Origin of the sequence: Rickettsiella grylli, from assembly GCF_000168295.1 — a bacterium.
Classification (GTDB): domain Bacteria; phylum Pseudomonadota; class Gammaproteobacteria; order Diplorickettsiales; family Diplorickettsiaceae; genus Aquirickettsiella; species Aquirickettsiella grylli.
This window is the reverse complement of record NZ_AAQJ02000001.1, coordinates 1,241,820-1,258,564: the sequence shown is the minus strand read 5'-3', so window position 1 is coordinate 1,258,564 and position 16,745 is coordinate 1,241,820. Positions and strand designations below refer to the sequence as shown.

Annotated in this window: 14 protein-coding genes and 1 pseudogene; 11 read left to right on the top strand and 4 right to left on the bottom strand. The window is 35.5% G+C overall.

Translation table 11 applies throughout. The features are described 5' to 3' along the window. Positions 1–13: 13 nt before the first annotated feature. Together galE and RICGR_RS07550 are read left to right on the top strand one after the other, a co-directional pair. Positions 14–1,039 carry a UDP-glucose 4-epimerase GalE gene (gene galE, locus RICGR_RS05845; RefSeq protein ID WP_006035694.1) on the top strand — a complete coding sequence of 342 codons (1,026 nt, stop codon included), beginning with the start codon at positions 14–16 and terminating at the stop codon, positions 1,037–1,039. A 37-nt stretch (positions 1,040–1,076) separates the two neighbouring features. After that, positions 1,077–3,074, top strand: coding sequence for a glycosyltransferase (locus tag RICGR_RS07550; protein WP_050764025.1), 1,998 nt, complete (start codon positions 1,077–1,079; stop codon positions 3,072–3,074). A 394-nt stretch (positions 3,075–3,468) separates the two neighbouring features. Here the strand turns inward: RICGR_RS07550 and RICGR_RS08070 are convergent, their stop codons facing one another. After that, positions 3,469–3,921, bottom strand: a complete 453-nt coding sequence (locus tag RICGR_RS08070; RefSeq protein ID WP_275113646.1) for an Rpn family recombination-promoting nuclease/putative transposase — start codon at positions 3,919–3,921, stop codon at positions 3,469–3,471. 11 nt (positions 3,922–3,932) lie between these two features. Continuing rightward, positions 3,933–4,345, bottom strand: a pseudogene (locus RICGR_RS08065) (Rpn family recombination-promoting nuclease/putative transposase). Between the two features lie 358 nt (positions 4,346–4,703). On the opposite strand from RICGR_RS08065, the gene RICGR_RS05830 reads away from it, so the two are divergent. The 7 genes from RICGR_RS05830 to hemW all read left to right on the top strand — a co-directional run bounded on the left by RICGR_RS05830 (position 4,704) and on the right by hemW (position 12,472). Beyond that, a complete protein-coding gene (locus tag RICGR_RS05830; protein ID WP_006035403.1) occupies positions 4,704–5,279 on the top strand; it encodes a hypothetical protein in 576 nt (191 codons plus the stop codon). Between the two features lie 342 nt (positions 5,280–5,621). Beyond that, positions 5,622–6,263: an ankyrin repeat domain-containing protein gene (locus tag RICGR_RS05825; RefSeq protein ID WP_006035299.1), complete on the top strand. Its 642-nt coding sequence runs from the start codon at positions 5,622–5,624 to the stop codon at positions 6,261–6,263. 265 nt (positions 6,264–6,528) lie between these two features. After that, positions 6,529–7,701 (top strand): beta-propeller fold lactonase family protein, encoded by a 1,173-nt coding sequence (locus tag RICGR_RS05820; protein WP_040615217.1) that lies wholly within the window; start codon positions 6,529–6,531, stop codon positions 7,699–7,701. Positions 7,702–7,942: 241 nt separating this feature from the next. Then, on the top strand, positions 7,943–8,755 hold the full coding sequence (gene ku, locus RICGR_RS05815) for a non-homologous end joining protein Ku (RefSeq protein ID WP_006034790.1): 813 nt from the start codon (positions 7,943–7,945) through the stop codon (positions 8,753–8,755). A 13-nt stretch (positions 8,756–8,768) separates the two neighbouring features. After that, positions 8,769–10,334, top strand: a complete 1,566-nt coding sequence (gene ligD / locus RICGR_RS07730) for a non-homologous end-joining DNA ligase (RefSeq protein WP_081441707.1) — start codon at positions 8,769–8,771, stop codon at positions 10,332–10,334. A 5-nt stretch (positions 10,335–10,339) separates the two neighbouring features. Continuing rightward, positions 10,340–11,254 (top strand): non-homologous end-joining DNA ligase, encoded by a 915-nt coding sequence (gene ligD / locus RICGR_RS07725; RefSeq protein WP_240992235.1) that lies wholly within the window; start codon positions 10,340–10,342, stop codon positions 11,252–11,254. Between the two features lie 42 nt (positions 11,255–11,296). Continuing rightward, entirely contained in the window at positions 11,297–12,472 is a 1,176-nt protein-coding gene (gene hemW / locus RICGR_RS05805; protein WP_006035596.1) for a radical SAM family heme chaperone HemW, read from the top strand. 15 nt (positions 12,473–12,487) lie between these two features. On the opposite strand, the gene trmB is transcribed toward hemW, so the two are convergent. Beyond that, complete coding sequence (gene trmB, locus RICGR_RS05800) at positions 12,488–13,159, bottom strand: tRNA (guanosine(46)-N7)-methyltransferase TrmB (protein WP_240992234.1); 672 nt, start codon at positions 13,157–13,159, stop codon at positions 12,488–12,490. A 19-nt stretch (positions 13,160–13,178) separates the two neighbouring features. Beyond that, positions 13,179–13,838 (bottom strand): isoprenoid biosynthesis glyoxalase ElbB, encoded by a 660-nt coding sequence (elbB, locus tag RICGR_RS05795; RefSeq protein WP_006035824.1) that lies wholly within the window; start codon positions 13,836–13,838, stop codon positions 13,179–13,181. Positions 13,839–14,025: 187 nt separating this feature from the next. Between elbB and RICGR_RS05790 the strand changes: the two genes are divergently transcribed. Continuing rightward, positions 14,026–15,780 (top strand): glycosyltransferase family 39 protein, encoded by a 1,755-nt coding sequence (locus tag RICGR_RS05790; protein WP_006035345.1) that lies wholly within the window; start codon positions 14,026–14,028, stop codon positions 15,778–15,780. Positions 15,781–15,795: 15 nt separating this feature from the next. Continuing rightward, positions 15,796–16,740, top strand: a complete 945-nt coding sequence (locus RICGR_RS05785) for a glycosyltransferase (RefSeq protein ID WP_006035777.1) — start codon at positions 15,796–15,798, stop codon at positions 16,738–16,740. Positions 16,741–16,745 lie beyond the last annotated feature (5 nt).

Genomic DNA, 16,745 nt, shown 5'->3' with positions numbered 1-16,745 from the left:
GAGAGATCGAACAATGCCCTCTGTTATTTTGGTGACTGGAGGAACTGGATTTATTGGTTCACATGTTTGTGTAGCATTTGCGAATGCAGGGTATAATATTGTTATCCTCGATAATTTGAGAAATAGTTATTTTGAAGTTGTTGATCGTTTGGAATGTATTTGCAAATTTCGATTAAAATTCATAGAGGGTGACATTCTTGATTCAAACTTGCTGGATCATATTTTTTTTGAAAATAACATTTCAGCAGTCATACATCTTGCAGGCCTGAAAGCGGTCAGTGAGTCAATAAAAAATCCTTTAAAATGTTATAATAATAATGTAGAAGGCACGCTTACGCTAATTAATGCTATGCGCAAATCTAATGTGAAAAAGCTGATTTTTTCTTCATCCGCTGCTGTTTATGGCGAACCTAAGTGTGTGCCCATCCGAGAGAATTTTCCTCTTTCTCCTATAAATCCCTATGCACGATCCAAGTTAATGGTTGAAAATATACTAACTGATCTGCATCATGCCGAGCCCGATTGGCATATTGTTTGTTTACGTTACTTTAATCCTGTAGGCGCTCACGAAAGCGGGCTGATCGGTGAAGATCCGAAAAAATTTACACATAATCTTATGCCCTACCTAACACAAGTTGCTATAGGCCGGAGTAAACAGTTCAATATTTTTGGCGGCAATTATCCTACTGTAGATGGCACAGCAATACGCGACTACATTCATGTTATGGATCTGGCCGAAGGACATGTCGCTGCATTATCAAACTACACTAACTGGAAGAGAGGGGTACTAACGGTAAACCTAAGTACAGGAAAAGGGTTGTCTGTACTTGAAGTTTTACGCGCTTTTACAGAATTTAATCAATGTAAAATAGCTTACCGTATTTTAGACAGACGACCGGGTGATGTTGCAGAATGCTGGGCAGATCCAACGAATGCCCAACGGATACTAAATTGGAAAGCAAGGCGTAGCCTGGCCCAAATCTGCAAGGACAGTTGGCGTTGGCAAAAAGCGAACCCCAATGGTTACCTATCTCATTAATCGGATTAATAAATAAAGGATCTATAAATTTGTGATCATGAGAAAATTTATTAGAAAACAACTTATTAGAATTATCAAGAAAATTGTCAATACCACATATGCTCGACAACTTATTTTGTTTGTTTATCAAATTTATGGAAAAACGCTTATTGAGCCTGAACTGAAGTTGTTAAATAATCATCGACATTCTATTCAAGGGTTGGAAAAATTACTGAATAATTACGGACATGCTATTCGAGGTGTGGAGAAAGCGTTATATCGTCATGAAATGGCATTAAACAATATACAAAGCCAATTAGAACAATTTTTAGTTAGTAATAAAAAAAACCTAGCAGTGGATTGTACAGCGTTTTTTTCAGAAACCATGCCTGCGTTCAGTTCTAATCCCGTTCCGTCAAGTATCAAAATCTCACTTGTTATTAACACCTATAATCGCATAAAGTCATTACGCAGCACTTTAAATTCACTAAATTATTTGCGTTATCCACATCTCGAAGTGGTTGTTGTTGATGGGCCAAGTACCGATGGTACATTTAATTATTTGCAAACAGTTTGGTCAGATAAAGTTAAGATTTACACGTGCGATGTTGCTAATTTAGCAACGTCGCGAAATATCGGTATTGCTCAGGCCGCGGGTGATATTATTTGCTTTATTGATGATGATGCCGTACCTGAGGCGGATTGGCTAGATGAGTTGGCTTTGGCTTATCAGGATAACAAAGTAGCTGCGGTAGGAGGATGGGTACGCGATCAAACCGGTGTCAATTTTCAAGTGTGTGATTTGATATTTGATCGAACAGGCATAAGTCAGAAAGTAAAGATTTCTAATCGAGAGCATATTAAGACTTGTGATTCCAATGGAAATTTTTTTGGAGTCATAGGCGTAAACTGTTCTTTTCGTCGTTCCGCATTACTAGAAATTAAGGGGTTTGATGAAGAATATGCTTATTTTCTTGATGAAACGGATGTAGTGATTCGTTTACTTGATGCAGGCTATGAATTACGAATAGTCCCTACAGCTGAGGTACATCATAGTCTTGCATCTAACGATATTCGAAAACATCCTGATAATATTAAATCTTTAGCCAAAATTACCAGAAGTATAACCTATTTTTGTATTAAAAATGCGGATCCTACAACCTCTATTCGACGCTGCATGGAAATAATTGAAGAACGTAAAGAACAACTTTTCCATGATATGCATTATAGGTTAGCAACCAACAGGATCGACCCTTCTGATTCGGAGCGTTTAATGGCAGAGGTTAGCCAATTTTCTCGACAAGGTATTATCGACGCGTTCGCCTTTCCTTGTCGTCAATTATTAAAAGGCCCCTCCAGCCAGGCGCAATGGAAAGATTTTTCTCGTTTGCTCGATAGTTCTCAACGTTTGAGATTAGCTTTTATTTTAAAAGAGTACTCATCGAATACGATTAATGAAATCGAGCGATTTACTTACCATCTTGCGAAAAGCTTAGCTGCTGCAGGTCACGAAATTACCGTTATTACACAAACCGAAGCGAGTAATCAACATACAGTAAGTTTTGAAGATAATCTCTGGATTCATCGACTCCCTAATAATATTTCTATGGCAGAAATTGTTCCCCAAAATAGGCCGCTCAATATACCTGACATATTTTATTATACAACGAGACAAGTACTTGCCGAGTTAGATCGCATTAATGATCGCCGCCAAATTCATTATGTAATTGGAAGTAATTGGAATCTTAGCCTTATGGCCACTGTAGCCTCGCACCGATATTCTGTTGTCTTGTATCTTTCAGAAGATTCAGCGACGGGAGAAGAAATCTTAGATTATGAAAAATTTAAAGCGCAAATAACGGACGCAGAAGCTCAGGTATTGGATCAAGCGGATCATGTTTTAGCTTATTCCAAAACGGTTTATCGAAAAATAGCATTTAAACTTAATAGTTGTCTTGATAAGAAAGGTATTACCTTATGTTCGATAGTCTGCTACCAAACTGCTGTTAAAAAAATAGAATCGATATTATATAAATTAAATTGTATTTTTGCATAGCAATAAAAATTGGTCTCTAGTAGCCCCATTCAAACCTGCATTACAGAAAAATAGACTTAATAGATACAAGATTGCCTTAATTTGTACTAGTTAATATTTAATTTAGACAAATAATTTGAACCAGTAAGTTTTCTGCGCTCTTTTTCTTGAAAACTTTATTGTCTATAGAGATTAGGCTTTTTTAAGCAATTAAATCCATCACTTCATTTTCAGATAAATGGGTTAGATCTTGAATATAACGTTTGGCATTGTTCACGGGTCAGATACCTTTTTTAAGCGCTTCGATGATATGTTCTATCCCATCTTGGATATCTCGATTAAAGGCCGTTTTGAGCAAAATCGAGAATCGCACTATTTCCGTGGCCTCGTATCTCATCGTCTGACAGCGAGATGGCTACTCTTCTAGAGTCAGTAAATCCTGATCAGATAGACCCGTTATTTCTTTGATAAGTGGAAGATTAATTCGTTTAGCTAACATTTTTTTAGCAATATTAATCGCTTTACGGTACTCTCCTTCTTGCCGACCTTGCTGTTTTAATTGCTGTGCTGCGTTCATAATATCTTCCTCATAGTCTTCGATGGTTTTAAGCTTCTCAATCACCTGGTTCACATTGGCGGTCTCACCTTTGACTAACATATAATATACCAATTGATTGAACAAATCATGATCAGGCTTTACCTGTTTAATCAGCTTTATAATATGATCGGCGATATCCTCTAGATCTCTTGTAAAAATATGTTTTTGAACAATTTCTAAGAAAGCAAGCTGTTTGTGTCGATAGATCTCCTCATCCGGCAGTACATTGAGATCGACAAGCAGGGTCATCGAAGAAATGTGCTTTTGCAAAGGGCGTGTCCTCAACGCAATCGATGAGCTTTAAGCGAAGGGTACTGACCTTTCCCATGGTAGAACAGCATCGAAATAACAACCGGTAATTTTTTGTATCCAAGGTTTAGATGCTGCTGCATAATGGCCACTTTATAGCGGTGCATGCGAAAAGGCATCAGTTCTTCTGCGGTGCTTTGATGTTCGAGATTGAGATAAACATAACCGTGCATCCCATTGACTTTCAACGAGTACAAAATATCAGAATGATGTTGTTTCAGATCCGCGTCGACAAAAGACCCGGCTCAATCTTTAACGTCGAAAAATCACAGGCTTGTTTCATGTGTTTGGGTAAATAAATCGTGATGAAGTGGGTGGCAACGTCAATATCCGTAAAAAACGTCTTAAAAATGGCATCGTGCGCATTATGAATTTGAATCGACACGGTTTTATTATCCTTATTGTGATTGAGTAAAGAATTCTAACGAAGAAGAGGGAGAAAGAAATCTTAAATTTCCCCCTTTTTTATTGAGGCTACCATCTGATACTTTCACATCGTCAATTATGAATATAAAGTCAAATTTATAAATTACTATCTATCATTTTAGATGATTTATGTTAAAATCACAATTCATATCATATGTTAACGTAATTGGTTATGTTTAATGATTACACCCATTCACTTATTCCCTCTATCAATGAGGCTGGTTTTTAGAAAATTCCACACCGTATTTGGCTAAACGACGTCAAGCCTTTGTGAAAAATTTTATATTCAAAGATGAGAATTAAAAAGGAAAACAATCATGCACAACAAAAGCAAAGATGACCATTATGAGCTCATTTATAAAAATAAACTATTAACCATAAAAGAAGTCCCTTTTTATCCAGGAAATTTGAGCGTTATTTTTTATACGCAAGATGATAAGGTCATTCAGCCTTTTCTGTTTTACATTATAAATCATTTAAAAAAAATAGTTTCTTTTGAAGAAATTTACTTACTGGTGTCAAAGTGTGCGAATAAAGCGGATGTTTGTTTATGGCCGTGGACACAGGATTTAGTCAATCGATTTAAGCAACCTTCACGTTATGATTATCCGTGTAAAACAAGATCCTTTACCAAGCGATTACAGGAAATATTTCGCGGGAGCTTTAAAGATAATAATTGTGAAAAATTTGTGGATACAACCCAATCAAATGGGTTTGAAACACCATTTGAAAATATATTGCCTCCTATTGAATCTACGTACTATTTTTTTTCAAATAAAAGAAAAAAAACCAATGAAGAAATCTGGAATGACATTATGGAAATTTTTTCACTTTACTGTGATATTAAAGGAAAAAAACGGAAAAAGAATCGAAATTTATCGATTGTAAAATAAAACGATAAAATGAATAAAGCGAATCTGAGTGATGATAATTACGATTAAGAAGTTTTTAATGATGAAGTCCGCAAGAATAGCGGGTGTAAATGAGCTATAGATCTATTTAAATTTTGCCGCCACATTCGATAGTAAAAGGAGCTAAAGCGATTCCAGTCCCGAATAGCATGGTTCATTCTGTTTATCCTAACGAATTTTACCACTAACGCATTAAACGCTAAAAATCCTTACTGTCTAACCCCTCGAAATGAGTTTTACTCTTTGGTATGATTTGCGCTAATATTAGCTTAATTTTTTATATTTATTCTATGTTTTTTAATGATTTATATAAAGGCTATAAAAATGGGAACAATGAATATAATCAATGCGATTAAAAAAAATGATCCGATAGAATTAGAAAAAGAATTGGATTTTTTTAAATTTTGTACCCACGAAGATTATGATCTCAACCAAGTGGTTCAAAAAAATGGACAAAAATTACTACATATTGCTACAAAACATGGTAGTGAAACGGTGCTTTTATTTTTACTCGAGTCTCACGTCAACATAAATGTAACTGACTATAACGGAAATACACCCGCTCACTACGCTATCCTGTATGGACAACCTAAAATCTTAAAACTTTTGAAGGAAGCGGGGGCAGATTTTTCTAAAAAAAATAATGATGGACATACGTTGGATCATTACATTAAAACTCGACCGAAAAAAGAAGAATGTAAAAGAAATAAGAAAGAATTTGAAAGGATATTGATGGATGCTTCTTCTGGGCTTACTTTGCTAGCAGAGGTAGCTATCAAATACGCCGAAATTTATTCAAACATAGAAAATACAGCGCCGAAAGAAATAGATTTCAATAAAGTTCAGGCAACTTCCTCTTTTTTCTTTCATAATTTACCGCGAGAATTTGAATATCAAACGGACCCACTTCATTTGACTAAACAGGATAACCCTTTGAATTTAAGTATAACTCCCTGCTTTAAATAATTATTTATTGGATTTTTCATAAGATAATTCCCGAGGAGATATAGGTTATTAGATTTTTAAAAATGCTATACCTCTATTTTTAAGCGTCTCATTAAACACGTGATAATACAAAAAGATAATTTCTTTAAGTTTGGCTGCCCATTATGTATTTTTCTACTGGTTAAAAATTGTTTATATTATTACTATTAAAACCGAGAATAAAAACACGTTGAATAGAAGTAGAATGGGGTTAATAAACCTCATTCATTACAATAAGGACATGAATATGAATCAAACGAATCATCAAAACACAAGCACATTTCAAATCATACAACCATTCAGTGTGATGTGCGCGGGGACTGCTGTGAATGAATTGATTGATGTGCTGAATCAAATTATCGCTAACCCATTAAATCCCTTGAATCTCACTCAATTTTTGCGTGCAGTTGCTACATTTACGGCAGCAGTCACGATCAGTTGCCCTATTGATGTGGCTAAGAAATTAGTTAGTTGCGTCAATGATAATGGATTTATCAATATCCCTGGAATTATAAATTGTCTAGGATCTATTAAGCCGAACTCTGTTTTTCGAGCGTATATAACGGGCGGATCGAATAATATAGACGTATGCACGGTTGATCCGGCAACGGGAACATTGAGTGCGCTTCAAGAGGCGGGCGGAAGTGGTTTTAATCTTCCTTATGGTATTGCACTCGATGCAAAAGGCCAGCATGCTTATATCACTAATTATTATAATGACACGGTATCTCTCTGTACGATTGATGAGACGACCGGAAAATTTAGTACCTGTCAGACGGCAGGTAATCGTTTTTTTCATCGTCCTACTGATATTGTTGTGGTCAATTTGTCCAATAATCCAGCGACTACTTTTGCGTATATTATTTATCAAAATCAAACTATCGCGAAATGCACTATTGAGGCTGATGGAACATTGAACGATTGCGAATCGTTAAGTGGTGGTTTTTACTATCCAAGAAGTATTGCTTTTAATACGCTGAGTACCTATGCGTATGTGCTTGACGGTATAGATGCGGGTGTTAATAAAGTTTTAGTGTGCACGGTTGATCCCGTAACCGGGGAATTAAATGCCTGCAGAGAAGCTTTAGAAAGTCAAGTAGGCGCAGTGAGTGGAATTGCTATCAATAAAGTAAACGGAAACGCTTATGTCGTGAATAGGTATAACAGTAACTTATTACAATGTTCCATTAAGCCAGATGGGACATTTGCTTCGTGTCATCCGACAGGTAGCGGCTTTGCAGGTGCTAGGAGCATTGCGATAATCAATGATCCGAATAATCCTTCAACGGCCTTTCTTTATGTCATGAATCAGGGGAACGATACGATCTCCACATGCACTATCGAGGCGGATGGAACGTTGAGTAACTGTCAAGCGATGAAACTTGATTTTACTCCGCTCGATATTGCGTTTCATGGCTAGATGATAAAAAATTTAAAAAGAACGAAGAAAAAATTGTTTTTGTGTCAATGTATTGATCAGGCTGATATTCTTTTTGTAGAGTTATGCAGCAGGGTCAATACTCTTTTAGTTAGAAGACCTATAATATCTCGGATAATCGTCTGATCATGAGCTATGTTCAAAAAATAAACTATTTGAAAAATTTAAATTATTCAATATGTGCTAGATTAATAAAAGGATTCACATTGAAGAGAGGGCTTGAATGGCAAGGCCTATTTGGAAAGGATATATCACCTTTGGTTTAGTGAATATCCCTGTTATTTTATATCCAGCCGAAAAAAGATTTGATATCCAGCTTAAATTAATTGATAGTCGCGATAAGGCGAGAATTCGGTATATGCGTATTAATGAGCAAACGGGCGAAGAAGTTCCTTGGACAGAGATTGCTAAGGGTTATGAGTATGATGATAATAACTATTTGGAATTAAAACAATCGGATATAAACGCTATTTCAGGAGAACATTCAAAGACGATAGATATCGTTACTTTTGTCAATAAAAATAGCATCAATACGATGAATTTCGAAAAGCCTTATTATTTAGTACCCGATAAAAAAGGTGAAAAAGCGTACGTTTTGTTGCGCGAAATCTTGAAAGAAACAAAAAAAGTGGGGATTTCTAAAGTGATTATCCATACACGGGAGTATCTGGCTGCATTGATCCCTTACGAAAAGGCTCTCGTACTGAATTTGTTGAGATATCACCAGGAGTTAAGAACGGTATCTGAATTTGAATTTCCTTCAAATAACCTAAAAAAATATAAAATTTCAGCGAAAGAAATAGAAATGGCTAAACAATTAGTTAACGGGATGACCACACCATGGAATCCTAAAGATTATCATGATGTTTTTAGAGAAGCGTTAACACAATGGGTAGAAGCAAAACTTCATCATAAAAAAATGGCTTCAAAAAAGCTTAAATCCAATGTTAAGAAAAGTAATGTTATTGATTTTGTTGATTTATTGAAAAAAAGTCTAGAAAAAAATAAAACTAAAAAATCAAAAAAGCGTTCATGAAGGGATTCATTTTATGTCTTTAAAAAACTATCGGAAAAAAAGAAATTTTAAACGAAGTACAGAACCTTATGGCGCGCTAAAAAGACATAAACAGTTCATTTATGTTATTCAAAAACATGCAGCAAGTCATTTGCATTATGATTTCCGTTTGGAATTAAACGGGGTTTTAAAAAGTTGGGCTGTCCCTAAAGGACCTAGTTTAGATAGCTCCATTAAACGTTTAGCAGTCCATGTCGAAGATCATCCTATTCAATATGCAAATTTTGAAGGAATCATCCCTCACGGTGAATATGGTGGCGGTATAGTCATGGTTTGGGATAAAGGGACGTGGAGTGATCAAAAAGAAGATCCGCATGCGTCTTATAAAAAAGGACATTTAAGTTTTGTTTTGAAGGGAAAAAAATTAAAAGGGATTTGGAATTTAGTGAAGATTAAAAATAGTCCAAAAAATTGGTTACTGATTAAGGCCAATGATAAGTACAATCAATCCGAGGATGATTATGCGATCACGGAAGCTCAGCCAAATAGTGTTTTAACGCGGTTATCTTTGCAAGGAATAGCAAAAAAATTTAAAACGGAAGCAGCCTATACACCTTACACCATTAAAAAAATTAAAAATAGTGATTTACCAAAAGCAAAAAAAAGGATGCCAACATTTATTCAACCGGAATTAGCCACATTGGTTAAAAAACCACCCATGGGTAAAGCGTGGTTTCATGAAATAAAATGGGATGGTTATCGAATAATTTGTTTTATTCACGCTAAAAAAATTAAATTCATGACAAGAAATGGGAAAGATTGGACTGAAAAATTTGAGACGATAAAACGTGAACTTCAAATGCTTCATTTAAAATCAGCTATTTTAGATGGAGAGATGATTGCTTTCAATAAACAAAAACGATCTGATTTTCAATTATTATCGAATAGTGTGAATAAAAAACAAGAATCGATATTAAGTTATGTGATTTTCGATTTGATTTATTACCAGGGTTACGATCTCCGTTACTGTACTTTACAGCATCGTAAACAAGTATTGCGGAAATTAATTCCTTTTAATAATAATAAATTAATTTTTAGTACTCATATTGAAGGAAATGATGGCGATATTTTTTTTAAAAAAGCCTGTAAAAAAGGTTTAGAGGGAATAATTTCTAAAGATAAATCGAGTCCTTATACTTCCGGGAGAAATCGAAATTGGCTAAAAATTAAATGTAATAAAAGACAGGAATTTTTGGTTGTAGGGTACACCTCTGCAAAAGGAAATAGACATTATTTTTCATCGTTGTTACTTGCCATATACCGTAAAAAAAATCAACTGCTTTATTGTGGAAAAGTGGGTACTGGATTTAACGAAATGACACTGAAAAACATAAAAAATTTATTAAATAAATATAAAATAAAGCATGTTCCATTAAAAGAATTACCGTCTTCCGTGGATCAAAAAAAGGTGACGTGGATTATTCCGAAAGTGGTTGTTGAGGTGGAATTTACGGAATGGACACGATCAGGCGTACTTCGACATCCACGCTTTAAAGGACTGCGTCATGATAAACGGCCTGGTGAAATTGTTAAAGAGTAATGAGGATGACGATAAATAGTAAAAAAATGCGGGATCAAGCCAATAGGCAGGTCAACGCAAATGTTCATTTGTCTCATCCGGACAAGATATTGTACCCTGATGCCAATATTACTAAATTAGATTTAGCCCATTATTATCAAAAAATAGAAAAGTGGATATTGCCCTTTATCATCAACCGTCCATTAACCTTACTTCGATGTCCCCAAGGTCAAATGAAAAAATGCTTTTATCAAAGACACGTAACCACTAAAACGAAGCACGTCTATGCAATCCATTTGACAGATAAGACAAGTCAGTCAGAGCCGTATCTCTATATTAAAAATAAATGGGGTCTAATAGAATTAATACAATTAGATGTTTTAGAGATTCATCCCTGGTCTAGTCGAATTGACAGCATAGAACGGCCTGATTTTATAACCTTTGATCTTGATCCTGGAATGAATCTTGAATGGAAGAAGGTTATTGAAGCTGCTTTTTTGGTTAAAGAACATTTAAAGAAAATTCACTTGCACAGCTTTGTTAAAACAACCGGGAGTAAAGGTTTGCATGTTGTCGTTCCTATAAAGCGATTATATCGCTGGGATAAAGTGAAAGTATTTACACAGACCTTTGTTAATTATTTGGCCATGCAAAATCCATCGCTTTTCGTTGCTCATATGAATAAGGCAAAACGCACGGGAAAGATTTTTATAGATTATTTGCGTAATCAACGAGGAGCCAGTAGCATTGCGCCTTATTCAACTCGAATGAGGCGCAATGCATCGATAGCGACGCCTTTATCGTGGGATGAATTAAATGTTCGCATTAAATCCGATACCTTCACGCTCAAAAATTTGCCCAAGCGATTCGCTTCTCTCAAACGCGATCCCTGGGAAAATTTTTATCTATTAAAGCAAAAATTAAGTTTACCCGTGCTATAGTAGCGATTTAAGGCTCTTCTTAAGGCAGAGATAGAACGAAAAATGCTTTTTAAGAGGATCGTTTTAGAAATTTTTAATATGCTAACCCTACCGCCATTGTCTTTATATATTCATTTTCCTTGGTGTATTCGAAAATGTCCTTATTGTGATTTTAACTCACATACGTTAGTAACAGCATTACCTGAAAAAAATTATATGAATAGGATGTTAAATGATTTAGAGCAGGATCTTGAAAAAATATGTAATCGCCCAATCCTGAGCATTTTTATGGGTGGGGGAACCCCTAGTTTATTTTCACCGGAGGCATTGAATTATTTATTAACGGAGCTTGCGAAACGTTTAGAATTTTCTGTGGATATTGAAATTACGTTAGAGGCTAATCCAGGGGCGACGGATTACTCGCATTTTTCGGGCTATCGTGAAGCAGGAATTACACGGCTATCATTGGGTATACAAAGTTTTTCAACTGAAAAATTGAAGATTCTAGGGCGTATTCACAACGGTGATGAAGCTTTTAAAGCCGTATCAGCTGCTAAAATTGCGGGCTTTACGAATATTAACCTTGATCTGATGCATGGCTTACCCCAACAACGTCTAACGGAAGGTCTTGAGGATTTACGCAAAGCAGTTTTATTAGAGCCAACCCATATTTCGTGGTACCAGCTGACGGTTGAGCCAAATACTGAATTTTATCTAAAACCGCCACAACTCCCTACTGAAGAGGAAGTATGGGAATTACAAGAGAAAGGCAAAGAATATTTTCAACAAAAAGCCTATACACAATATGAAATTTCTGCATTGAGCAAGAAGCGTTATCGCTGTGTCCATAATTTAAATTATTGGCAGTTCGGTGATTATATCGGTATTGGGGCAGGGGCACATAGTAAAATAACTGACTGTGAAAAAAAAATAATTAGACGAACTCGGAAACTAAAAAATCCAAAGGCTTATTTAGCACAAAAGAATGATTTTTTAGCGGAAGAAAAAATTATTTTAGATAAAGATTTACCGTTTGAATTTATGCTCAATGCGTTAAGACTCCACCAAAAGATTCCAATTGAATTATTTCAACAACGAACGGGACTCACTTTTTCAAGTATTGAAGCCCTACTACAACACGCGTATGACCAAGGATTACTGACATATGATTCGACGGTTATTGAAACAACGGAATTGGGTAAACGTTTTTATAATAATTTAGTGAGTTTATTTATATAAAAATCTTTTTATAATTTATATCGCTAAAAAAATAAGATCCCAGATTGAATGGCCTAACTGTTGGCCACGTTTTTCAAATTTAGTGAGTGGTCGTGTGATGGGTCTTTTCATAAATTGATTTTTTCCTGCGAGATTTTTCCATTGATGCGAATTTTCCATGACTCTTAGCATATGTTGAGCATAATTTTTCCAATCGGTAGCAAGGTGTAATTTTCCACCTAATTTATGTTTTTCACGCAACAGGTTAATAAATGGAGGTTGTATTAACCGTCGTTTGTGATGTCGCGTTTTTGGCCAAGGATCAGGAAAAAAAATTTGGACCTTATCTAAACTATGTTTAGGAATAAAATGTGCTAAAACATCAGCGGCATCCGCATAAAAAACTTTAATATTCTTGAGCTTATATTTTTCAATGTGCATTTGCATGAATGCAATTCCAGGACGATGGACTTCTATGCCTAAATAATTATTTTCAGGATAGTGTAAAACTTGTTGCAGTAAACTCTCGCCCATACCAAAACCAATTTCTAAAATCGTATAGGCTTCTCGTTCGAATAATGTTTTAAAATCTAAACAGGTGGATAATAAGTGTTGATGTGATAAGGCATCGAAGGCAATTTGCTGATTTTTATTGAGTTTTTTTTGACGACGGACAAAACTGCGGATGGGTCTGAGAGATTCATTCATGAGAAGAGGAAGATACATTTCATAATAGGTTGTTCAGTTCTTTTACTAAGCATTCAATGCCTTGAGCGACTTCCTGAATTGAACAGGCCAACATATAAGCGGGTGTGGTGACGATGCGATAGGTTTTGTCGACAACACACGCCGTTGCGGCACAAGGAATGTGTTGAGCACCTAATTTTTCTACTATTTTTGCAGTGGGGTTATCATTCCCGAGGGTTATTTTAATCCCCGCGGGGTAAAGTTTTGGTGCTAAAATCGGAGCGATACAAATAAAACCAGCCGGTTTTTTTGCATCGGCTATGCTTTTTGCAAAATGAAAGACATCGCGTTGAATGGTGTAATTTTCTTTATTTAAGCCAAAATTACACAAATTGAGCGCCACGCCAAAGCCTCCTGGGACGATCAGGCCGGTATATTCTTCAGGATTCGCGCAATCAATAGGTTTAATTTTTCCACGTGCGATCCGTGCGGATTCTTCTAACACATTGCGTTCTATATGCTCTTTTGTTTTACCTGTTTCCATATTGACGACACGTGTTTGAGGAATAGAGGGCGCCAAACATTGATAAGGTAACCCAGCACGATCTAAAGCAAGTAGGGTCAATACCGATTCATGAATTTCACTGCCGTCTAAGGCGCCACACCCTGACAAAATGACTGCGATCTTTTGTTGTTGCATTGCTTTTCCTCTTTAGAACCGTTATAAATTTGAGGGAGTCTGTTAAGGGCACATTGAAAAACGTTCCCTCATGAGAATTTTTCCATAGTTTTTTATTGAATTTAAGCCCACGTTTGTTTCGATCGTAAGTAATATTACACCATTATGATGTGATTTTTTCAACGCTAATTCAATAGATCGGATAAAAATGTTAAGTAATCTCCAAAATTCCAATAAAAAAAGTTGGTATGTTGATTTAATTTTATTGGCAGTGGGTATCGCATTTGCTTTTGGTTTATTTTTGGGGACGAGGCCATTAAGCGTGCCTGATGAGGGAAGATATGCAGAAATACCTCGTGAAATGTTAGTATTGCATGATTTCGTAACCCCCCATTTAAATGGGGTTAAATATTTTGAAAAACCGCCTTTAGTTTACTGGTTACAAGCCGGTTCGATTAGCGTTTTAAATCCGTGGATTATTCAATTAGAAAAAAAATTAAATCAATCTAAAAGAAATCAATATTTTGCACCGATTAGTGAATGGACTGTGCGTTTGCCGAATGCTCTTGTAGGCTTATTAGGTTGTTTATTCGTTTATGCTTCAGGTCGAATACTTTTTGAAAGACGAACAGGACTATTAAGCGCCATTATACTGGCGTCTAGTTTGTTGTATTTTTCATTAGCACGGCTGGTAACGCTTGATATGACCTTGACCGTGTGTTTATCCGTAAGCTTACTTTCTTTTTTAATGGCCACGAATCAGCCACCGGGGTTCAGTCGTCGATGCTTATTCTATAACGCGTATGTATTTTCAGCATTAGCGGTACTTACTAAAGGTTTAGTGGGCATACTCTTTCCAATGATGATTGTAGGGACATGGATTTTAGTTTTAAATCAATGGTATTGGTTAAAAAAATGCTTTATTCCGAGCGGGTTATTACTCTTTTTCATCATTGTTTTACCTTGGCATAGTTTAGTTCAATTCAGAAATCCTGAATTTTTTCAATTTTATTTTATTGATCAGCAATTTTTGCGGTATTCCACGTCCATTGCAAAACGTTATCAGCCCGATTGGTTTTTTATTCCCGTTTTAATGGTTGGATTTTTACCGTGGATCTGTTTTTTACCTCAAGCAATACGGAGTCACTTTCCTAGAAGTAGAAATGAACTTAAGAAAAAAAATAATTCTATTTTTCTTTTACTGTGGATAAGCTTAATTTTTATTTTCTTTTCTTTCTCACATTCCAAATTAATCCCTTATGTGTTACCTATTTTCCCTGCTTTAGCACTGTTAACAGGTCATTTTTTTTCTACTTATTGGGAAAAACCCGATATAAAATGGGGTTACTTTATTTTATCTGGGATAGGATTAGGTTTGGGAGGAATTGGTTTCGTGGGCTTAACCAAAAATTCTTTTATCATACTTTCCCAAACCGCTCAGTTTTTCTTGATAGCGAGTTATCGTGTTTTTTTATTCAGTAGCTTGATAGCAAGTTTTCTGGTCATTCAAAAAAAATTAGAAGGGGCATTTTTGACGCTAGCAGTGGGTAATGTAATCAGTTTTTTGATTATTTTTAATGGAATTCCGTACGAGGATACCCGATCGATAAAACCACTCGTCATACAACTCAACCCTTTACTAAAACCAAACGATAAAGTAGTCGTTTACTACGAGTATTATCAAGATTTGCCTTTTTATCTCAATCGGCGCGTCATCACCGTTAATATTGATGGAGAATTAGGTTTCGGTATGCGGCATCAATCGATGCGCCATTGGGCAATAAAAGACTTTAATTTCTGGCCAACATGGAATAGCTCGACTCATATTTATATGATAACGAACAAAGAAGTTTACCAACAATTGAGTAAACAAAAAAAATATTTGATTTATTTGATTGCAAAAACGCCACAAAATGTTTTACTAACGAATCATTTAGAAAAAAATAATAGTCTTTATCATTAAAAAGAGGACGGAAACATGAATAAACCCTATATTAGCGTGGTTATACCTGTTTATAACGAATCAGAAAATTTAGAACAGCTCTATCAACGATTAATGACAACATTAGATAAAATCGATAAAACCTATGAAATTATCTTAGTGAATGATGGAAGCCAGGATGATTCTTATGAGAGGCTGAATGAATTACAAAAGAGACAACCTGAAAAAATTCGCATCATTCATTTTAACGGTAATTTTGGTCAGCATATGGCTTTGATGGCTGGTTTTGAACGGGTAAGAGGAGAGATAATTATTACTTTAGATGCTGATCTCCAAAATCCTCCGGAGGAAATCTCTCGATTAATAACACTCATTGAAGAAGGACATGATTATGTGGGAGGAATACGGACAGATCGGCAAGATACTTTCTTTCGACGTTATGCATCATTAATAAATAATTGGTTGCGTTATAAAATGACTAAAATTTATTTAACCGATCAAGGATGTATGTTGAGAGCGTATCGACGGTCGCTCATTGATTTAATGATAGCGAGTAAGGAAACGTCTTTATTTATTCCAGCACAAGCCTATAGGCTTTCGATATCTCCCACTGAAATTGAAGTGGCGCATGATGCGCGGCAATCAGGCGAATCTAAATATAATCTGTATCGTTTGTTACGGTTGAATTTTGATTGGATGACTAATTTTACATTACTCCCTTTACAGATTTTTACGATGCTTGGATTGTTTATTGCAGTTTTAAGTGGTTTTTTTGTCGTTTATTTATTTGTAAGACGATTGATTATTGGACCTGAAGTTGAAGGTTTATTTACGTTATTTGCGATTGCCTTTTTATTGATGGGAATAATATTAACGGGTTTAGGGATTATGGGGGAGTATATTGGACGGATTTATCAAGAAGTACGAAATCGTCCACGTTATGTTATTAAGAAAATTATTGATGAAACCCAAGAGGGATAGTGACC